The 21167-nt window shown below is 54.0% G+C and carries 17 protein-coding genes and 1 pseudogene; 12 read left to right on the top strand and 6 right to left on the bottom strand.

What is annotated here, in order from left to right:
• The first annotated feature begins 5 nt into the window (after positions 1-5).
• From RUE5091_RS16300 to RUE5091_RS16270, 7 genes are all read left to right on the top strand, one after another.
• Complete coding sequence (locus RUE5091_RS16300) at positions 6-821, top strand: citryl-CoA lyase (RefSeq protein ID WP_058283014.1); 816 nt, start codon at positions 6-8, stop codon at positions 819-821.
• On the top strand, positions 811-1965 hold the full coding sequence (locus RUE5091_RS16295) for a Gfo/Idh/MocA family protein (RefSeq protein WP_243470803.1): 1155 nt from the start codon (positions 811-813) through the stop codon (positions 1963-1965). The genes RUE5091_RS16300 and RUE5091_RS16295 overlap by 11 nt, the downstream gene beginning before the upstream one ends.
• Before the next feature lie 22 nt (positions 1966-1987).
• Positions 1988-2662 (top strand): hypothetical protein, encoded by a 675-nt coding sequence (locus tag RUE5091_RS16290; protein WP_058282992.1) that lies wholly within the window; start codon positions 1988-1990, stop codon positions 2660-2662.
• Positions 2655-3845 carry a Gfo/Idh/MocA family protein gene (locus RUE5091_RS16285; RefSeq protein WP_058282991.1) on the top strand — a complete coding sequence of 397 codons (1191 nt, stop codon included), beginning with the start codon at positions 2655-2657 and terminating at the stop codon, positions 3843-3845. The genes RUE5091_RS16290 and RUE5091_RS16285 overlap by 8 nt, the downstream gene beginning before the upstream one ends.
• Positions 3846-3998: 153 nt before the next feature.
• Positions 3999-4913, top strand: a complete 915-nt coding sequence (locus tag RUE5091_RS16280) for a sugar phosphate isomerase/epimerase family protein (protein WP_058282990.1) — start codon at positions 3999-4001, stop codon at positions 4911-4913.
• The gene (locus tag RUE5091_RS16275; protein ID WP_058282989.1) at positions 4894-6303 is read left to right on the top strand and encodes an aldehyde dehydrogenase family protein; all 1410 of its coding nucleotides are present in this window, start codon (positions 4894-4896) and stop codon (positions 6301-6303) included. The genes RUE5091_RS16280 and RUE5091_RS16275 overlap by 20 nt, the downstream gene beginning before the upstream one ends.
• On the top strand, positions 6303-8084 hold the full coding sequence (locus RUE5091_RS16270; RefSeq protein WP_058282988.1) for a thiamine pyrophosphate-binding protein: 1782 nt from the start codon (positions 6303-6305) through the stop codon (positions 8082-8084). The genes RUE5091_RS16275 and RUE5091_RS16270 overlap by 1 nt, the downstream gene beginning before the upstream one ends.
• Positions 8085-9016: 932 nt before the next feature.
• On the opposite strand, the gene RUE5091_RS16260 is transcribed toward RUE5091_RS16270, so the two are convergent.
• Positions 9017-9793, bottom strand: a complete 777-nt coding sequence (locus RUE5091_RS16260) for an SDR family NAD(P)-dependent oxidoreductase (RefSeq protein ID WP_058282986.1) — start codon at positions 9791-9793, stop codon at positions 9017-9019.
• Positions 9794-10082: 289 nt separating this feature from the next.
• Here RUE5091_RS16260 and RUE5091_RS16255 point away from each other — a divergent pair, with 289 nt between their 5' ends.
• A complete protein-coding gene (locus tag RUE5091_RS16255) occupies positions 10083-11255 on the top strand; it encodes a thiamine pyrophosphate-binding protein (RefSeq protein WP_082643690.1) in 1173 nt (390 codons plus the stop codon).
• A gap of 268 nt (positions 11256-11523) precedes the next feature.
• Here RUE5091_RS16255 and RUE5091_RS16250 read toward each other — a convergent pair whose 3' ends face one another.
• The 3 genes and pseudogenes from RUE5091_RS16250 to RUE5091_RS16245 all read right to left on the bottom strand — a co-directional run bounded on the left by RUE5091_RS16250 (position 11524) and on the right by RUE5091_RS16245 (position 13401).
• Positions 11524-12894 (bottom strand): hypothetical protein, encoded by a 1371-nt coding sequence (locus RUE5091_RS16250; RefSeq protein ID WP_243470802.1) that lies wholly within the window; start codon positions 12892-12894, stop codon positions 11524-11526.
• 30 nt (positions 12895-12924) lie between these two features.
• A pseudogene (locus tag RUE5091_RS23870) lies at positions 12925-13095 on the bottom strand (hypothetical protein); the annotation flags it as partial.
• 6 nt (positions 13096-13101) lie between these two features.
• Positions 13102-13401, bottom strand: coding sequence for an adenylate/guanylate cyclase domain-containing protein (locus RUE5091_RS16245; RefSeq protein WP_058282983.1), 300 nt, complete (start codon positions 13399-13401; stop codon positions 13102-13104).
• A gap of 378 nt (positions 13402-13779) precedes the next feature.
• Here RUE5091_RS16245 and RUE5091_RS16240 point away from each other — a divergent pair, with 378 nt between their 5' ends.
• The 3 genes from RUE5091_RS16240 to RUE5091_RS16230 all read left to right on the top strand — a co-directional run bounded on the left by RUE5091_RS16240 (position 13780) and on the right by RUE5091_RS16230 (position 18646).
• On the top strand, positions 13780-14190 hold the full coding sequence (locus RUE5091_RS16240) for an NAD-binding protein (RefSeq protein WP_243470801.1): 411 nt from the start codon (positions 13780-13782) through the stop codon (positions 14188-14190).
• A 376-nt stretch (positions 14191-14566) separates the two neighbouring features.
• The gene (locus RUE5091_RS16235) at positions 14567-17041 is read left to right on the top strand and encodes a response regulator (protein ID WP_058282982.1); all 2475 of its coding nucleotides are present in this window, start codon (positions 14567-14569) and stop codon (positions 17039-17041) included.
• Between the two features lie 3 nt (positions 17042-17044).
• Positions 17045-18646 carry an adenylate/guanylate cyclase domain-containing protein gene (locus RUE5091_RS16230; protein ID WP_112297190.1) on the top strand — a complete coding sequence of 534 codons (1602 nt, stop codon included), beginning with the start codon at positions 17045-17047 and terminating at the stop codon, positions 18644-18646.
• A gap of 14 nt (positions 18647-18660) precedes the next feature.
• Here RUE5091_RS16230 and RUE5091_RS16225 read toward each other — a convergent pair whose 3' ends face one another.
• Together RUE5091_RS16225 and RUE5091_RS16215 are read right to left on the bottom strand one after the other, a co-directional pair.
• Entirely contained in the window at positions 18661-19029 is a 369-nt protein-coding gene (locus RUE5091_RS16225; RefSeq protein ID WP_058283012.1) for a response regulator, read from the bottom strand.
• A 532-nt stretch (positions 19030-19561) separates the two neighbouring features.
• Positions 19562-19873: a hypothetical protein gene (locus tag RUE5091_RS16215; RefSeq protein ID WP_058282980.1), complete on the bottom strand. Its 312-nt coding sequence runs from the start codon at positions 19871-19873 to the stop codon at positions 19562-19564.
• 205 nt (positions 19874-20078) lie between these two features.
• Between RUE5091_RS16215 and RUE5091_RS16210 the strand changes: the two genes are divergently transcribed.
• Entirely contained in the window at positions 20079-21113 is a 1035-nt protein-coding gene (locus RUE5091_RS16210) for an AraC family transcriptional regulator (RefSeq protein ID WP_058282979.1), read from the top strand.
• The last annotated feature ends 54 nt before the right edge of the window (positions 21114-21167 follow it).

The raw sequence follows: 21167 nt of genomic DNA, 5'->3' as shown, positions 1-21167 counted from the left end.
TGCAAATGACAAGCGATGAGCGCGCCGTTCGCCAATGGTGGCGTACCTCCATCATCGACATGAAACCTGGACAGATCGCTTTTCGCGGCAACGCCATAGAGGACCTGATCGGGAACGTATCTTTCCCGCAGATGATCTGGCTGATGGTGCGGGGCGATCTGCCCAGCGACGCGCAAGCGCGCCTGTTCGAAGCCGCTTTGGTCGCAGGCGTGGATCACGGCCCACAAGCTCCCTCAATCGCGGCTGCTCGTATGGCCGCCACCTGCGGGGTAGATCTCAATAATGCGATGGCGACTGCGGTGAACATGCTGGGCGACGTGCACGGCGGGGCAGGGGAGCAATGCGCTGAGCTTTACTATGATATCGCGGTCCGCATGGATGCGGGAGCCTCGCTGAATGACGCTGTTCGGGATGGTTTGGACAGCTGGTGCGAGACCTACGGCAAGATCGTATCGGGCTTTGGTCACAGGTTTCACAAGCCCGTCGACCCACGCGCACCACGATTGATGCAACTTGTTCGAGATGCAGCGGCAGAAGGCACAGTTTCTGGCCGGTTTGCTGATATCGGAGAAGAGGTTCAGGCCGAACTCGGTCGTCAACGCGGCGGTCGGCCAATTGCCATGAATATCGACGGCGCGACAGCTGTGATCTTCTGCGAGCTTGGCTTTCCAGCGCCTTTGTCACGCGGGCTGTTCTGCCTTTCCCGCTCGGTCGGAATACTCGCCCACGCCTGGGAGCAGATGGGGCAGGGCGGCCGGAATAAAGGGCCGATGCCCCCGAATTACTTACCCTTCTACGAAGACAGGAATGATGACACGTGAGACATCGAAATCCTTCCGGGTCGGCCTTATCGGCTGTGGTCGTATCAGCGATATCTATCTAAAAACCCTCTCCAAATTTTCGAGCGTCGAGGTCGTGGCTTGCGCAAGCCTCGATCCTCAAGAGAGCCGCGCCAAGGCGGATCAATACGGCGTCGCGAAGGCCTGCACGCCAAATGAAGTGTTTGCCGATCCGACGATTGACTGCGTTCTGAACCTGACAATTCCGGCGGCGCATGCCGAAATCAGCCTGCGGGCTCTGGAGGCGGGCAAGCACGTCTATTCCGAAAAGCCACTGGTCATGAACCGATCGGATGGAAAGGCGATCCTGCACACAGCCTCCGAAACGGGGCTCCTGGTCGGCTGCGCACCCGACACGTTTCTGGGCGGTCGCTGGCAGACAGTTCGGCGCTTGATCGATGAAGGTGCTATTGGGAAACCAACAGGGATTCTTGCCCATGTCGGTACCCACGGGACGGAACGCCATCATCCCAACCCGGATTTCTACTACCAGGCCGGAGGTGGGCCATTGCTGGACCTTGGGCCATATTATCTGACCGTCATGATCTGCTGCCTTGGACCAATTGACCGTGTCGCCGGAATGGCACGGCGGACCTTTGACAAGCGGATGATCGAAAACGGCCCGCGCAACGGAGAATGGATGGATGTCGAGGTCGACACGCACTCCCTAAGCCTGTTGCAGTTCTCATCCGGCGCCATCGGGTCGATGACCATGAGCTTCGACGTATGGGACAGCGAAACTCCGCGATTAGAGATTTACGGTGAAAACGGCACCATCAGCATCCCTGACCCTGACCCGGTTCACGGAGCCAACACTTTTCAGGGGGATGTCTGGCTGAAAACGCGGGAGACCTCGCGCTGGTCTCATCAGCCTCGTCCAACCGGTCGCGAAGACTGGCAGGTGGTCGAGAACAAACATGGATTTAATGAAGACAGCCGAGGACTCGGCCTTTTGGATCTGGCTCTGGCGATACAAGAAGGACGCCAACCCCGTGCAAGTGGAGCGCTTGCCTACCACGTTTTCGAGGTCATGGACGCAATCGAACGGGCGCCGAAATTCGGCGCTTATCAGACGATAGAAAGCCGTTGCGCGGCTCCGGAGCCTCTGCCGGTCGATTTCCTATAGAATGAGAGGAAGGATTTGGTCCATGCCGATTGAGACACTCGACTTTGCTCAGCCATTCTTTCGCGTCCAGCACATCACCGATGAAGACAGAATATCTGTCGAGGGTCGCGCCATTGTTCTGAACCTTGGGGGAAGGGACCTCGCGGTAGAGGATCAGGCCGTTGCACCGCTTTCGTCCGTTATCGTGCAAGATAGCACGCTTAACGGCGTGGAACGTGCAGTCATTGTCCACGGTTTCGACGCCCATGCCGATGAGAACGAGTTGTTTGAATGGGTGAAAGATACGTGGCCATCTGCTTTTGATATCCGCCAAGAGGAGCGTCTGCGCGGTGTCAGTCATTACATGTCCCCAAAGGTCTTCGTGGGTAACGTCGGACTGACCATGTACCATTCCGGCTCGGTCCCATTGAATGTCGGATTGCACAAGGATCATCCGTTCTGCCCGGTACCGGGGTTTCGCGAAGTGCATACGCAAATCGTAGGCTTTGGCAAAATGCAGCAATGCCGTGAGCGGGATGTTGAAACCCTTTACCTCGAAGAATTCATGGCCCCTGGCACGACGCACAAACCGATGTATGACGCCGAAGGCAACTATCCCTGGCATCAGTACGAGACGATTACCCCCAGCATTTTCATGGCAGTGGAAATGCTGCCGGAAGGCGTACGGGTCCCGGAAATGGAGGTTCAGAATGGCTGAGAGATTTTTACCCGAAAACCTGAACTTTGATGATACTTTCCCCCGCCTGTCTCGCCGTTTGCGGCTGGGCGTTGTTGGCGGAGGGCGTATCTCTGTCACGCAAGCAACGGCCGCGCGGATGACTGACCGGTGGGAGGTCGCTGCAGGCGCGTTAAGCTCTGTTGGCTCGCGCAGCAAAGCGCGTGGTGCTGAATGGTTCCTACCATCAGACAGATGTTATACGTCGTTCGAGGCGATGGCGCAGGCCGAGGCGGCGCGCCCGGATGGCGTGGATGCCGTCATGATCACGACCCCGAACCACGTTCATTTTGAAGCTGCCAAAGCGTTTCTGGAGGCGGGTATTGACGTGCTTTGCGACAAGCCCTTGACCAACGAAGTCGCCGAAGCCCAGGGGCTTGAGGAGATCACCAAACGCACGGGGCAGGTCTTTGCCGTCGGATATGCGATGTCATGCTTTCCAGTGATCCGGCAAGCCAAGCAAATCGTGGCCGACGGAGCTATCGGAAAAATCAACCAAATACATGTTGAGTTTATGCAAGACTGGATGACGCCCGAAGATGTGGCCGATGCGCCTCATGTAAAGTGGCGGCTGGACCCAAAGATTTCTGGCCCGACCAGTTGTGTTGGCGATATCGGCACCCATGCCGCGCATCTCGCCAGCTTTGTCTCGGGCCTGCCCTTGACTGACCTACGGGCCGAGTTTCATGTCTGCGGCGCGCCAAAGCCTTTGGAAGACACAGCATTCATGTTCACCCGCTATGAAAACGAGGTTCCGGGAACCCTGATGGCGACACGCCTTGCCCCGGGAAATCGGGGTGGGTTGCGGTTGCGGGTATTCGGGAACGAAGGAGGTCTCGAGTGGAACCTGGAGAATTCGGAGCAGCTGAAGTTCAATCGGTTTGGTGAGCCGGATCGTATCATCAGCCGAGGTCACGGGCATGGTATGGGACCCGGTGCGGAACGTCTGATCCGTACTGCGCGCGGCTTCCCCGAAGGGATTATCGAAGCCTGGGCCAACCTCTATACGGAATTTGCCATGGCCGTAGCCGCGCGGCGGGATGGCGTCACGGTTCCGGCCGATTGGCTTACTTTTCCCAGTGTCAATCAAGGCGCAGACGGCGTCCGGTTCATTGACGCCTCTGTGCGCTCTCACCAGTCCGGAGGGGACTGGGTCACTCTCTAAGGCTCTGCCAACACGAAGGTTAAGCACGCCCGGGTTGTTGCCCGGGCGTTTTCATTTCCTGCTCAGTATTAAAAGTTGATATTTTAAAAAATAACAGATATTTTTGACAACGTGTGATGAAATTGAGATTCGCAGGCACTGGAGCTGTCGTTCATGGTGAAACCCGAAGAGGCTGGCGCAAGCCCCTCTCTCTATTCTTTGGCGCATCTGACGCTGATCGGCTGTACGCCGCCCGAGCTGGTCTATATCGCCGCGCGGGCCGGGTACGATGCCGTCAGCCCCCGGTTCATTCCGATGCATGTGCCCGGTGAATTCACTCAATCCCCGATCGACAAGGCACAGGTGCAGGCCACAAAGACGGCGCTTGCAACCACGGGTCTGAAGGTTCTGGATATCGAGATCGCACGCATCACCGAAGACGTGGATCCGCGTAGTTTTGAGCGCTCGCTGGAGATTGGCGGGGAACTGGGCGCCAAACGCATGATCATGAGCGCGTGGACCAACACCCGCGATGATCGTGATTTTCTGATCGACGTCTATTCCGAGACCTGCGAGCTGGCGGTGCCCTACGGGCTAACAGTGGACTTGGAGTTCCCAAGCTTCTCTCGCTTGCGCACTTTGGATGAAGCGCTGGATATTGTCCGGGCTTCCGACCAACCGAACGGCGGTATTCTGGTCGATACGCTTTATCTGCACCTCAGCCGCGTGGATCTGGGCGAACTGTTGCACGTCCCCTCGGACCTGTTTCACTTCCTGCATATCTCTGATTGCCTGCCCGGCATCGCAGATACTCGCGAGGGTATGATCCAACTGGCCCGCGATGCGAGGTTGTACCCAGGCGAAGGTTGGATCGACTTCAACGGCATCATCGAACGGATGCCGCCCGTCGACTATTCTATTGAACTGCCCAACCAAAGCCGCGTTGCCGAGTTGGGATATGAAGAACACGCGCGTCGCTGTCTCAGCCACGCCAAGCGAACATTCGGCGAGGCGCGGTCACAGCGTCGTATGCCCGATGCTGCATTTCTAAAACACCAAGAGGATCATCATGGGCAAAGAGCTCACTGAAAACGACCGCAACATGGCGGCCGATATGCTGGCACGCGCCCGCGCTGCCATGGCCGAGATCGAGAATTGGGATCAGGAGAGACTGGACCGCCTGTCTCAGGCCATTGCGTGGTATGCAGGCAACGAGAAAACTTTCACCCGTCTGGCCCAGCAAGGCGTGGATGAAAGCGGTATCGGAGATCGCGAAGGGCGCCCTGCGAAGCGATTCAAGATTCACATGGTCCTGCGTGATGTCCTGCGCACTCCATCGACCGGTATCGTCGAGGTGGATGAGGAAAAGGGCCTGGTAAAATATGCCAAACCTGCTGGTGTCATCGCATCCCTAATCCCGATGACCAATCCAGCAATGACACCACCGGTGACCGGTGTTTCCGCCGCAAACGCCCGGAATGCGGTCATCTTCAGCCCGCATCCGCGAACCGCTCATACCACCTTCGAAATGGTCGAGGTCATGCGTGCAGCTTGTCGTGCTGCCGGTGCCCCCGAGGATCTGTTTCAATCCATTCGCAAACCGTCGATCCCATTGACGCAACATTTGATGGAGATCTGTGATCTGACGCTGGCGACGGGCGGCAAGCCGATGGTAAAAGCGGCCTATAGCTCCGGGCGCCCGGCCTATGGCGTCGGCGCGGGCAATTCTTCCATCGTCGTCGATGAGACCGCCGATCTGGACATCGCCGCTCAGAACACACGTATTTCAAAGACGTCTGACTTTGGGTCTGGTTGCTCGGCTGACGGCAACATCATCATCCAGCGTTCAATTTACGACGACATGGTCAAGGCGCTTGAAGCCGAAGGCGGGTACCTGTGCTCGGCTGAAGAGAAGGCTATGCTCGAAGCTGCTATGTGGGACGAAAAGGGCAACCGCACCTTCCCGACCATCGCCTGCCCGCCTCAGCAAACGTCCAAAGTCGCCGGGTTCTCGATCCCCGAAGATCGCAAATTCCTGATGGTTGAAAATCAGGGGAAAATCGGGCCGCAGCATAAGTTCTCTAAGGAAAAACTGACCACGCTGATGGCGCTCTATCACTTCGACACGTTCGATGACGCGCTGGAAACGGTCAGCCGGATTTACAATACCGGAGGTAAGGGCCATTCCTGCGGGATTTATAGCCATAATGACGATCACATCGATCAGCTCGCTCGCCTTGCTCCGGTCAGCCGCATGATGGTCCGGCAGCCGCAATCCAAGGCCAATGCGGGTGCCTGGACCAATGGTATGCCCATGACCAGCAGCCTCGGCTGTGGCATCTGGGGCGGCAACATCACCAACGAAAACGTCACCATGAAGCATATGATGAACTACACTTGGGTCAGCCGTCCGATCCCCGAGGATCGCCCCTCGGAGCCGGACCTGTTCGGTGAGTTCTACGGACAGGAGGTCGCGTGATGGACGGAGCGAAACTGGAAGGCAAGACCGTTGCCGAACATATCGTTGACTTTCTCGAACGCCGTGAGGTCAAGCATGTATTTGGCCTTTGCGGGCACACGAACATCGCGGTTCTGGCTGCGCTGGCGGAAAGTCCCATCGATTTCGTCACCGTACGGCACGAACAAATCGCCAGCCACGCGGCGGACGCATATGCCCGCGTGACCGGCACGGCCTCGGTGGTCTTGTCACACCTCTCCCCAGGTTTGACAAACTGCGCCACCGGGGTCGCCAACGCGGCACTGGACTGTATCCCCATGGTGGTGATCGCAGGGGACATTCCCACGCACTACTACGGCAAACACCCGCATCAGGAGGTGAACCTGCACGCAGACGCTGCCCAGTGGGAGATCTATCGACCCTTCGTCAAACGCGCGTGGCGTGTAGACCGGGCAGACCTGATGGCCGAGATTCTGGAAAAGGCGTTTCATCTCGCTGAAAGCGGCCAGCCCGGTCCGGTGCTGGTCAACGTTCCCATGGATATCTTCTCCGAAGTGATCTCGTCGGATAGTTTCGACCGTATTCGCGACAACACGCGGGCGCTCAAGAAACCGTCGATTGACGACGAAACAGCGTGTGAAATTGTCGAAGCACTGGCGAAGGCCAAAAACCCAGTTGCTTATGTCGGCGGCGGTATCCTTTTGGCACAAGCAAGCGAGGAGTTGCGAGAATTTGTTGAACATATGGGCCTGCCAGTCGCGCATTCCCTGATGGGTAAAGGTGCGTTGCGAGACGACCATCCGCTTGTGCTGGGAATGACCGGGTTTTGGGGCACCGAATTGGTCAACCAGTCCTGCTTGAATGCAGACTACATCTTTGCCGTGGGTACTCGGTTCAAAGAGGCTGATTGTTCAAGTTGGTACCCTGGCTACACGTTCAACATTCCCGGATCGAAGGTTATCCATATCGACATTGAGCCGCAGGAGATCGGACGGAATTATCCCACCGAGATCGGAGTCGTTGCTGACGCCAAGGCCGCGTTTCGTGTGCTCAATCGGGTGGCCCGCGAGATGTATCCGGATGGCTTCAAGCGCCCCGCGCTGGAACAGCAGATCACGAATTTCCGGACAGAATTCAAAGCGCGCAACGTGGAAATGGCGACCTCGTCGGCCTTTCCGATGATGCCCGAGCGTATTCTGGCAGATACCCGCAAGGCACTGCCTAAGGATGCCATCATCACCACGGACGTCGGGTGGAACAAGAACGGTGTCGGACAGCAATTCGATATCCTGACCCCCGGCTCAATACTGACCCCGGGCGGGTTCGCTACGATGGGTTTTGGCCCGCCGGGAGCGATCGGCGCAAAACTGGCAGCACCTGATCGAGTCGTACTAAGTTTGGTTGGCGATGGTGGTTTCGGTCAAAACCCGTCGATGCTGGCAACGGCGGTTGAACTTGACCTGGGCATCATCTGGCTGGTTATGAACAACAACGCCTTCGGAACTATCGCCGGCCTTCAAAAAGCGCATTACGGTCTGACCTATGGAACCACGTTCCCCGGATCAGCCGCCGCACCCGCAAACGGACCGGGCTATTCAGACATTGCACGAGCTTATGGTGCGGAAGGGCACAGGCTCAGCGCTGCTGACGAGTTGTTGCCTGCTTTGGAAGCGGCAATCGCCAGCGGCAAACCAACTGTCCTTGATGTCCCGATGATCAACAATCCAACGCCAACCACCGGGCATTGGAACATCCTCGACATCTATTCGCCAGATAGGGATGTTTCGCATGTCGCAACCTGACGTAGTTTAGAATTTGGGCGTACGTCTACGCATAAGGCACTTGCCTATGCCTGTGAAACAGAACGGCAAGTGCCGCTATGCTCAGGTTCAATATCATGGCGAACATTGCTTCGTAGAAGAAAAGATCTCTTCAACTGAAACATAACCGGCATCGGAAAAAGCTTGTAAGTGTTTTGGGTCAGAATTGCTTGACGTTTGGGTCAGAATTGAATGACTGAATTTACCGATTTGCTGAGGTTTTGTCTGTCGATTGAGTCAAATATCAGTGACGTTCCACAGTATCCTGTTGGACGTCAGACGAATTTGACCTTTGCGTCATAAACTTACCCAACACCTCCCCCATTTCATACTCCCGCAGACAGTTTGTTTTGATCTGAATTCCCTTTCGGAAAATCAGAGCTGATTTGCAGGTCAGTCAGCGAAGCTGCCTGTTCCTGCTAATCTGCCACGTGGCGAACGCGGGAGGGGGCAAGGCAACGCTATTCGACAGGGGTGGTGCGGCCCGAAGGTGCAGCCGAGGACTCGACCCTGTCTAAAAGGGTTGCCCGAGGGGGAGGGCCGCGCCCTCACCCTGACGGCCAGGGGCGTTTGGCTTGTTCAAATCCCGCTGGCCCACGAAAGGAAGGTGATGGGAAGGAAGGCTTGCCGCTATTTGCGATTGAACCCTTCTGTCAAACTTCAAAAAGTAATAGTGGCCACCGAGCTGCCGTTCGCTGCGCTTGCAGCACGGAGTAGCACGAACGGCAACAAGGCGCAGAACGCGGACTTTGCAAAATTTGTCTGTCGACGGTTGCTGGCATTGGGAACTATCAAAATTTGCCGCTCACGCGAAGCTGACTACTACCTGAAACTTTGCGTCCCGATTGTCCCTGGATTCGCGAAAAATAAAACATCCTTGTCTAGATCAAAAAAAGACATGTCCGTGTCTTGACCTACTTCTCTTGCATCTTTCGGATCATCAAAAGTTTGGCCTTCTGGGGAAATAGGGGCAAAACCCAGTTTAACATAAAGCTCAGCCGGCCTTCATTTATCACGGTCAACTTGCCTTCAAGCATTGCGTCATAGCCAATCTTGGCGGTTTCAGTTGCCGACTTTCCTTTTTGATCAACTAGCCCAGTTCCGCCCAAATCTGCAGTATCGGCAAAGCCCGTCTCAACATAGCCGGGTTCCAACGCTGTTACCGTCACCCGGTCGTCCTTCATTTCTTCCGCAAGTGCTTGACTGAAGCTGGAAACGAAGGCCTTTGTGGCAAAATACGTGGCTTGTAACGGCCCAGGCATATGCGCAGCCGTTGATGAGACGTTTAGGATCTTGCCGCCACCCCGTGCCACCATGTCTCTGCCAAACATGTGGCAGAGTGCTACCAGCACATCGACGTTGAGATCGATCATCGCCTGATCGTCCTCCAGTTTGCGCTCGATGAACTTCCCGTGCCCACCAAAACCTGCGTTATTGATCAGGACATCGACCTGAATACCAATCTTGTTCACCGTATCATAAAGCTTTGCCGCCCCGCCTTTTGCGCCGAGATCTAGCGGAACCAAAGTGACGGCCACCTGGTGTTGGGTCTCCAATTCGGTTTTGAGCGCTGCCAATCCCTCCTCACGCCGAGCCGTAATTACCACATCGCCGCCCTTGCTAGCGTGCAAACGCGCAAATTCTCTACCGATGCCGGAGGACGCGCCGGTGATCAGAGCTGTGTTGGGCATGGGAGATCTCCTTAACTATGGCTTCGACGTTCGCAGCAATATTGAGAATCTTCATATTGCATTTTTACTATGTGAGCGCGGCTGCCTTGGGCTGCCACCGATAACTGGCGGGAAAAACTGCGAAAGTAGAGACTAAGCCCAAACCAGAAGTTTCACCATAGGTCGAGACAGTCTTTGGCTTCCAATTCGCCCGTTTCGGAAACGTGCTCAACTCTCTCGATTTTGTAGATCCAGTTTTCGCAAATAGGATGTGCCCAGTTCATTAAACAACTTGAATTGGAACATTGGCATGACGACTGAGCACTGGACCGTCGGATCGTATTTGGCAAAAAGACTGCAAGAAGCTGGAATAAAAGACTATTTTGTAGTTCCCGGTGACTATAACTTGGTGCTGCTGGATGAGTTGCTTAGCAATAGAGATCTGCAAATGGTCAGTTGTTGCAACGAGCTAAACGCCGGTTATGCGGCAGACGGGTATGCCCGCGCCGCAGGAGGTCCGTCCGCGGTGGTCGTAACCTATTCGGTCGGAGGATTGAGCCTGTTGAATGCAGTGGCAGGTGCATATGCCGAGGATCTCCCGTTGATCGCGATTTCCGGCGGGCCGAACACAAACTCGGAAGCCGAATGGGAATACCTGCATCATACACTTGGAGAGGTTGATTATGACTACCAGCGCGAGATGTTTGCTCGTGTTACTGCTGAGGCTGTCACGATCCATCATCCTTCGCTTGCCCCTGTCGCAATCGATAGGGCGATAGACACAGCAATGCTTCGGCGCAAACCGGTTTATATCGAAATCGCCTCGAACATCGCTGGTGCGGCGACTTCCGCGCCTGTACCCCGCAGTTTTGCAAGACAGCCAAACAGCGATCCAAACACGCTATCGGCCGCGGTAGCAAAAGTATCAGAGTTCCTGAATTCGGCAGATCGGCCAGTGATTGTCGCAGGAAGCAAGGTGCGGGCAGGTCAGGCAGAGCGGTCTTTGCGCAGTCTTGCCGCCGCCTGTGAGTACGCACAGGCATCGATGCCAAATGCCAAGAGTTTCCTGACTGAAGCAAACCCAAATTTCATGGGAATATATTGGGGCCCTGTCAGCACGCCGGGCTGCGGGGAAATTGTTGACGCCGCAGATGGGCTGCTGTTTGTCGGCCCTGTTTTCACCGATTACACCACAACAGGTCACCAACTTGGCTTTGATCCTGGCAAAGCGGTCAAGGTGCATCCGACGTCCATTCAGTTTGGTGAAACTCACTTCAGCAATGTCCGAATGGATGAATTTTTGGATGCATTGGCTGACAAGCTGACACCCAATAATGGTGCCATGGCGGCATTCGAACGTGTCAAAACTCAGCAAAGCCCACAAGAACCCAATGCACCTGACACACCAGTGACCGTTCGCCAACTCTTTGCACCGCGGCGAGGCGGGGTTTTCGGAAAGCGACTTCAAAAAGCGGGGGGGTAGAGTGTCGTTATTGTTGTTGTTTGGTAGTCGGCCACCTTACAACACATCGGATGGAAGGCTGACGGCAATGGTCAAATGACAACATTGCGCCCGAACTTGACCGATACTGCGCACCGGTCGAACGGCAGTGAATCGCAGACAAATGTTCTTTCCGCCAAATGGACTCACAGGCTTGGGTTCAATTCTCGGCACAATTCCAGATCTACCTGGTTGGAAGGGCACTCGAGGAATCCTGCGTCGAGCACACGTGCACTTTACAAAACGCAGGCTAGTTTTCGCGGGGAAATTCCGGGACCCCTGCGGCTTTGGCCGCTTCATACATCCTCGTCCGATTTTCCTCGGATTTCCAGGTTTCAAGATACCGCCATTCCGTTAGATTGAAACCGGGATCAGTTTCCAAATATTGTTCCACGAGCGCAGCGGCTTCTTCTGGCCTGTCAAGCAGCGAATAGGTCGCCGCCAAGAAAATTTTAGCCTGCCCCCTCGGTCTAATAGATGTTTTCGTCCAAAGGCGCACGACCTCTTCGTAGTTTCGGTTCATGAATTGCGCCAGAGCCAGAAATGAGACATCCCGGTATGTCTCCACGGGACTAAGACGTTTGGCGATCAACAGATAGTCCACGGCACTTGCAGCATCACCCGCAAACTGGAGATAGAAACCCATGAAGAGGTTAGCCTCGTAGCCGTTAGGTTCGAGGATAAGTGCCTGATAAACAGCGTCGACGGCTGCATCTGCGTCGCCGCTGGCGACATATACGCCTCCCAGAGCAATGTGCCCCCACGCAAAATCCCTGTCGAGTTCAATTGCCTTTCTGGCAAATTCTAGTGCCCGTAACAGGTGGGTTGATGGCGTGTCAGTGTATTGGAAACGCACCTGCACCGAGAGGTTGAAGGCGAGACCGGCGTAACCACCTGCAAAATTTGGGTCCAGCTCGATCACCTGCTCAAAGAGTTTCTCGCCGCGCAGGATATTGTCCCTGCTTGGCACATCGACAGTGCGGCGCGCCTGCAAGAAAACATCGTAGGCGTCGATGTTCGTTGTGTACTTCTGGTACAGCCTCTCGTTCTCGTTGGCTTTCAGCGTTACCGACAGGGCTCTTGCCACCTGCCGCGCGACCTCGGATTGAACCGCGAACACGTCTGTGACGTCGCGATCATAGCGCTCGGCCCAAAGGTGCTCTTCGGTGGCCGCGTCTATGAGCTGTGTTGTGATCCGAATCTTTTCGTCGGTCCGCCTGACGCTGCCCTGAAGCACATAGCGCACACCCAGATCCGCGGCGACCTGACGAACATTCATTGCCTGTCCTTTATAGGTGAAGGCCGAATTCGGTGCGATTACGAAAAGCCCGGATATTTTTGACAGATCGGTAATGATGTCCTCTGTAACACCGTCAGAGAAATACTCCTGCTCCGCGTCAGCAGACAGATTGTCAAAGGGAAGGACAGCGATTGATGGTTTGTCGGACAACGCCAACATTGCGTCGGCTGGATCGGTCGGCCCGGCTTGATGCCACCACAATAGACTACCGCCAATGAGTAGACCGATAATTACAAGGGCGGCTGATGCGCGCCCAAGCAACTTTCGACTAGGACGGCTGATTGCTGCCGGAGGGCTACCGTCTAAAAGCACCTTGAACACCCAAACAGGCCGAGAGATGTTTTTGACCTCGACCTCGCCCAGGTCCTGCAGAGGATAGTCAAACTTGTCGCGCACCTGATCGCGAGCCGCTCGCGAAATGCAGACTCCGCCGGGATCGGCCAAACCCTCCAGTCGTGCCGCGACGTTCACACCGTCGCCGAAGACGTCGTCATCTTGCGCGATCACGTCGCCGAGATTGATGCCAATTCAAAACAGAATCTGCTTGTCCTCGGGCATTTCGGCGTTTCGGGGTCGCATGCCTTCCTGAACCGCCACTGCGCACCGCACTGCATCCACGACACTCGCGAACTCGACTAACAAACCATCACCAGTGGTCTTCACTAGACGGCCCTGATGCTCTGCGATGCAAGGTTCGATGAGGTCTACATGATGAGATGTCAGTGCAGCGAGAGTGCCTTCTTCATCCTTGCCCATGAGTCTTGAATGGCCCACCACGTCAGCAGCGAGAATGGCGGCAAGGCGGCGCTGAGGTTTTGCGTCGATCATTTGCGATGTTCGCATCTCTGAAGCATATAGACATGAGTGTGCCTTAAACATCGCGGGATGTACATCGGCACCGTGGGCTCGTTTGGGTCCAGACGCCGACTATAGAAATGGCCGCCTTAGTGTCTAGAACTTCTCAAATCCTGCCGCTAATCGACATATCACGAGCGCTCATACATAGCGCCCTTTTCGTTCAAGCCCAAAGGCAACTTCCGGGATCAAACCGGCACTATCAACGAAAACCGATGAGCCGCAGCGATGTTGCGCATTTCAGAACCTGCAAAGCTCAATTGTGAATGTCCGCTTAACTTCTTTTCTGTAAATAGGCCTTTACCAAGGAGGCCATTTTCCCTCTGGACGGTCTCCACCGCCATTCACCGTGTGGGTGACGCGCCTGGGAAGGGTCAGACCGTAAAGGCATGCCTGCAGACCCTGTTTGGCTCGATCTTTTCGGCAACACTTGAAGAGTCAGTTCTTGCGGCCAAGGCGGGCGTGAAAGATGAAAACCTGTTAGAGGTCTGTTCGACCTCTGGCGCGGGCTGCGGATGCACCAATACTTCGCTGGAGAACATTATCGACCGTAAATTCGAAAACACCGGGTCCGGTATCGGGATAATGCACAAGGACCTGACCATCTCGCTGGATCTGGCCGAGGAACAGGGCGTTCCAATGCATACCGCATCCTCGGCTATGCAGATTTTCCATGCTGGCAAAGCCAAACTTCCCGGTGGCGACAATTGGGCCTGCACCCGCGTGATTGAAGACACTGTCGGCGCTGAGCTGCATCGCTGAGAAAGGGCAAGAACATAAAACTTGGCGTTATTTGTGATGGCATCAGTCGGGATCTGAAACATTCTGTCGATGTGATGGACAAGTTTGGTCTCGAGTATCCGAATTGCAATTTGTGGGCGATACTAAGGTCATCCTATGGTCACGAACTCAAACAATGCGTCGCCGTGCAAATTGAAATTTTCAGGGCCACAGGAGGTGAAATAGATGACCAAGAAACAATATTCGGATGAAAATGAACAGCCAGGGGCCTTGGCGTCCGGTCACGCGCAATGAACACAATCGACAGTGCACTGTAGAGAATCCTTGCCAGATTGCGGCCGCACCTGATTTTGTGATTTGAAATTGAACGGCTTTTGGGGAGAAGCGCGTGCAAGATATGCAAGAGCAAGACTACGAAGGTGAGTTGCGCATCTACGAAGCGTTGAATGTTGCATCGACGACCCCTGTATTTGCACTGTCATTTTTAATGGCTTTTGCTGTGATGATATTGCAGATCGGCCCCTCGAATTTGACGCTGGCCGCGATCGCATCTTTAGTCATGTTGCTGATCATGAATGTGATGGGGATAAAAAGCTATTACGCCTTGCGTAACAAGCCAAGACCCAAATCAATCTCGAAGCGGCGATTGAAGGTTATCCTCATCACCTCACTGATCCTTGGAACAGGTTGGGGCAGCTTCAACTTCTTCATGATGCCGGTATTGGCACCGCATGAGCAGATGGTTCTGTATCTGTTCGCATTTATCGGAGTATTTGGTGGCTCTACAACATTTTCGTTCAGGGTGTCTTGGGGCTTCTCAAGCCCAGTTCTTTTTCTAACTTGGCTGTCCATGCTTCTGTGGGGGCCGCTGGAGTGGTATTTTAACACGCTTACTATACTGGGCACGGTTCTGGTCATTTCTCAGCTCACGTTTTTAACCAGAAGGAGTGCGATCAACGGTATCAAGTTGACGCTCGCGAACACAAAGGCGCTGAACGAACAACTTAAGGCCGAAAACCGGATACGAGAACTGGCGCGTATTCCGGAAGAGAACCCGAACCCGGTGCTGCGTATCACCAATCAGGGCGAACTGATTTATGCCAATAAGGCAAGCGCTCCATTGATCGAAGCGCTGCAGCTAAAAGTTGGTGACAGAGTGGGAACGGGTTGGCGCAAGCGGGTTGCAAAGGGTTTGCACGAAGATCAACGGGCAGATTTCAAGTATCAGGCTGGTGGTCAAATCTATTCTCTGTTGCTGTGGCCGGTTCCGGAAGGCGGCTACGCGAATATCTACGGTCGGGATATTACGCGGCAAAAACGCGTTGAAAGCGAGTTGCGTGTAGCTCGCGACATTGCCGAAACGGCTAACAAGACAAAAAGCGCTTTCCTCGCCAATATGAGCCATGAACTGCGCACGCCGTTGAATGCAATTATCGGATATAGCGAACTGATGCTGGAAGAAGCCATCGACCAGAAGGACGAGGCAAATCTGGGCGATTTGACAAAGATTCAATCCGCCGGAAAACACCTGCTTGCATTGATCAATGACGTATTGGACCTCTCCAAAATCGAAGCCGGTAAGATGGAGTTCGATCTGGAGTCATTCGATATCTACCAGATGATCAAGGACGTCAGCTCGACGGTTCAGCCCTTGGCTGAGAAGAATCACAATACGCTGGAAATCGTTTGCCCGGAAGATATCGGCGAAATGGTCTGTGACTTGACCAAGGTGCGGCAGGCTTTGCTGAACCTGTTGTCGAATGCTTGCAAATTCACAGAAAAAGAAAAGATTACGTTATCGGTTGTTCAGTCGAACCAGAATGATCAACTGGAATTCGCAGTCACGGATCGTGGCATTGGCATGTCGCCGGATCAAGTCGACAGGGTATTCGACGCATTCACTCAGGCTGATTCCTCAACCACGCGCAATTACGGCGGCACAGGATTGGGGTTATCCATCACCAAGGCCTTCTGTGAACAGCTGGGGGGCGAGATTCATTGCGACAGCACCCTTGGCGAAGGGTCCACCTTCTCAATTCGTCTGCCGCGCATCTGCCAGGATCCGCCTAAAGATCTCGTGCGCCAGCCTGGCCTTTCTGAGAATGAATTGAACACCGATCCAAATGCGCCGCTGGTATTGTTGGTGGATGACGATCCAACCGTGCATGATCTGCTGGGTCGACGGCTGCTTCGTGAAGGATATCGGGTCCTCGCATCGACCAATGGCGAAGAAGCGTTGGAATTGGCCCGAACGAACCGACCTGATGCTATCACGCTGGATGTCTTTATGCCCGAAATCGACGGCTGGGCTGTTTTGTCCAAGTTCAAGGATGATCCCGAACTGGCAGACATTCCGGTGATTATGTTGACTTTCGCAGAAGATCGCAAAAAGGGTTTGTCACTGGGGGCCAGCGAATACCTAGGCAAGCCAATTGACACCGTCGAGTTGCTGAATGCTCTCAAAGAACATTGCCCCACCATGCCAACTCCACGCGTTCTGATCGTCGAGGACGAAGCAGCGACGCGTGAATTGATCTGCCGTGTTCTTGGCAAGGAAGGTTGGCAGATTGACGAGGCGGTCAATGGGCTGGACGCGCTTCAACGTCTTTCTGAAACTGTACCAGACGTGATTTTGCTGGATCTCATGATGCCTGAGATGGACGGGTTCGAGTTTCTAACGAGGATGAGAAAGACGCCGGAATGGACAAACGTTCCGGTTGTCATTGTGACCGCCAAAACTCTGTCCAACGAGGACCGCGCGCTGCTGAATGGCTCGGTTCAGGCATTGATCCGCAAGGATGGGGATGAAATCGAAACTATTCTTGGCCAGTTGAACGAAATTCTGCCAACTTCGCGATCCGGGGGTGCATAAGTTGTGAGCGACTTACCTGATCCCGGGGCCCAGCAAGCTCAGGTCGTGTGGCTGGCAAATCTGCGTCAGAACCTGATCTCGCCGGTCAGCGCCATAGTCGGGCTTTGCGAATTGCTTGAAGGCGAAGCCGGTCGCCTGAACCTGAATGAAGCAGCGACGGATTTGAAACGGATTTCACAGGCTGCGACTGAATTAAGCGTGTATGTAGATCAGCTCTTGCATCCCGACATGGCGGTGAAACTGACCGGTGACGGCGACGAAGGTGCAAAACGGCTTCGCCACGACCTGCGAACGCCAATGAACGCCATCAGGGGTTACGGCGAGATGCTGCTTGAGGATCTGGAGGATATGAATGCCCGTCATCTGGAGGCCGATTTGCTGGGGCTGTTGGAGCATACGAATGCTCTTTTGAAGCAGATCGATATATTGGCGTCCTTGCCCGACAATTCGAGCGCAAATAGCTTCACTTCTCACGAGGGATCGCAGAGTGCTGAGATGTTCGCAAATCTTGTTCAAAGCCTGCGCTCAATTGACCCGATAGCGAAAACCGCAGTGTTGACCGGAACCATACTTGTCGTCGACGATGTCGAAGCCAACCGAGCGTTGCTGGCTCGGCGGCTCGAGCGGGAGGGGCACGCAGTCCGAACCGCAGACGGGGGATATTCAGCCCTGCAAAAAATGTCTCAGCAGGCCTTTGATTTGGTTTTACTTGATCTCATGATGCCGGACATCAATGGGTACGACGTTCTGAGGCGATTGAAAGAAAGCGAAGACTTACGCGACATCCCGGTCATCATGATTTCGGCACTTGATGAGATCGAGGGGGTCGCGCGTTGTATCGAGGTCGGAGCCGAGGATTACCTTCCAAAACCGTTCAACCCGATCTTGTTGCAAGCCCGTATTCGCGCCGCGCTTGAGAAAAATCAGTGGCGAGCACGGGAAAGGCACTACCTTTCGCAGATGGAAATAGAGAAACAGAATTACAAAGACCTGTTACATAGTATTCTGCCGCAAAAGATCGTGGCGCGGTTAAATGAGGGAGAGACGACAATCGCTGACCGCCACGACGATGTCACGGTTCTGTTTTCCGACATCGTTGGTTTTACCGAGATGTCGGCGAATTTGCCGCCAGCACAAGTCGTTCACTATCTGAACCGAGTCTTTTCCGGGTTTGACAAGACTGCGTCAGAACTTGAGGTAGAAAAAATCAAGACGATTGGAGACGCATATATGGTTGCCGCCGGTGTGCCTGATTACCGGGACGACCATGCCAAAGTGATCGTTGAAATGGCGCATCAGATGGTGTCTCAGGTCGAGGCGCTGAACCATGAGTTTGATTATCCCCTGCACATTCGAATTGGCATTCACAGCGGACCTGTAGTTGCCGGAATAATCGGGTCGCACCGGTTTCTCTACGACGTTTGGGGGGATACCGTAAATTTCGCCAGCCGCCTTGAATCATCAGGCGCACCAGGCCGCATTCAGGTCTCGGAGGAAACCGCCAGACGGGTTACGCATTGCTTTGACCTATCGGACCCTATGGACGTAAGGATAAAGGGCAAAGGGCAGGCGAAAACATTTTTTATCACTGGGCGGAAATCCTGATAGTCGATTTTTCTTTAAGATGCCGACAGCAGTTTTTCCATTATTTCAAGCAAGCGACCAAGGTCCACAGGCTTGGTATCAAAGTCATCGCAACCTGCCTCCAGTGCCTTTTCCCGGTCGCTGGCCATCGCATGCGCGGTCAGCGCGACCACTGGGATTGAAGTTGTTTCTGGCGCTGCTTTGATGCGTCGCGTTGCTTCCCATCCATCTATGCCGGGCAGGCTCATATCCATCAGAATGATATCTGGATTTACTTCACCAGCCATGGATACACCTTCCAGCCCATCCTTCGCGATGAAAACCTGGAACCCTTTACGCTCCATCCGACGCGACAGCATATCGCTGTTCATTTCATTGTCTTCTACCAACAGAACTCTTGTCAAAATCTCCCCCCTGCGCATCCGCGCCTTTTGACTGTTCACAAGACAGGGCGATTCCAGATCCGTGCTCAGAACGTCGGCGATGCCGCAAGAATGCGCAAACCGTCTTGGTTGAAGCATTCTTTCATCAATTCAGTTTCATGCAACGGGTAATTTATCGCGATTAGCCGCCAAAAGTTGACGTCTTCGAAAGCAGGCTCGGCCCATTGCAAAGTCTGAACGCATGCACGGATCGCGGACGAACCAGACATTCGACCCAAATCGCCGAATGGCTGGTTCAGGTTAATTTCCGTAACCCGCGTGGACCAGTTCAGTTGGGAAGGCTCAACTGTGAGGTAACCAGGTGACCGGCGCATGAAATCACCATCCCGATGGACTAACGGCAAAGGTGCACTCGCAATCAACTTGGACCAGTCGAATGGTGATGTTTACGGCTTGTCCACGCGCCCGAGTCGATATCTATGGAGTTTTCGTCGTCGACTCCGGCGCAATTCATCCCGCTATTTCAATCAGTTGGGTCAATTGAGCACACCGCCTACCGCTGGCTGAGCAACTGCTTAAAATAAGCGACCTCTGTTGGGCTATAGATATATTTTGCCATTACGTCCTTGTTGATAGGCGGATAAACTTCGCGGGTTGCGCCGAGTTCCGAATGACCGAATTGAAACTCGTGATCAGCCAAGTGATATGCATCGGGACGGCTCGCAATGTGATCTGACATTGCACCACCGAGACAATCAGCGCCGCCAAAGTGGTGACGCGGCCCGGCCATGGCCGATCCTGCCGTCAATGCGATTTCCAGAGCTGGTGCGACAATGAGCTTTTTGAGTGTGTCGAAACGTTCCATTTTGTGATCTCCCTATCTTGCGATTACATCTTCAACCTAGGAACGCGACAGCTTTGGGTATTGTGAGAGAAGCTCAGGTTTTTGATAATTTTCATCAAGTTACCCTGATGTCGCTTGGCATGGTTTTTGCACCCTGTTTATTGTTGTCTTTGACAGAAAAAGACCCAGCTAATTTGGGCTCCTCAGTCTCAGGCAGCAGGTCAGCATGAAAACGAATGAAATGAACTCTGATAGCCATGTTTGGAATGTACCAGGATTTGGCGTCCACCACATAGCCAAGCTTCTGGAAAACCGTGGATCTGATATTGTTGCGCTTCTGAGATCGGCAAACCTGCCCGTGGACATTCACGAAGCCCCGCCGAATTTTGTCGATGTACGAAATGAGCTACGGCTTCTGGAACTCGCCATTGAAGAGACCGCGGACCCCCTGTTTGCGATCTCAGCGGGAAAAACATTCAATCCCAGAAAGACAACACTTCTCAGCTATGTCGTTTTGAACTCGCCGACCGTTGGCGAAGCAATTGAGAAAGCTGTGACTTACGCCCGTTTGGCGCGAGGCTTTGCCAAGCTGTCATTCTATGAAGAAGAGCATGGTATGTTTTTAGAGATAGATTCCGTCGCCAAGTTGATGCGTGCTGACGGCGCTCATAATGAGTTTCGAATTTCAGCTCTTTTGACCAGTTTACAAATTGCGGCCGAGACACCCCTGCCGGTCCTTGAGTTGCGGTTTCCACATGAATTGACCGAAGAAAAACAAACTCAAATAGGCGAAGTTCTGTCAGTCAAAGCCAAGCATCGTCAACGCGTTCCAGGTATCTTGTTTGATAGGGCGGTGATGGATATTCCGATCAAGGATACAGATCCTGCATTGCTGTTGCACCTTGAAACACACGTGCAAAATCTGATGAAGGATTTGCCGCCGGAAATCGGTGAAACAAGTTCTTTGGTGCAAGGCGAAATAACTTCTCGACTGTCTTTTAGTGCACCGACACAAGATGACATTGCGAAGACACTCGGGATGAGTATCAGCACACTTGGGCGCAAACTTACTAAAGAAGGCACAACCTACAAGCATTTGCTACAGGATACGCGCCACAGGCTGGCAGAGCAGTATCTTGATGACCCCAAACTGAGCCTATCTGAGATTGCATTTGCGCTCGGGTACTCTGATCAGGCTGCGTTCACCAATGCCTACAAGACCTGGACGGGGCAATCTCCGGGCAGTGTTCGTGCTGGTTAGGATGCTTATTGGCTAAAAAAACGGCCTTAAGCAATCGCCCCCAATGGTTCGGCA

The organism is Ruegeria denitrificans (assembly GCF_001458295.1).
In the GTDB taxonomy this organism is placed as follows: domain Bacteria; phylum Pseudomonadota; class Alphaproteobacteria; order Rhodobacterales; family Rhodobacteraceae; genus Ruegeria; species Ruegeria denitrificans.
This window is presented reverse-complemented; position numbering and strand designations above follow the sequence as displayed.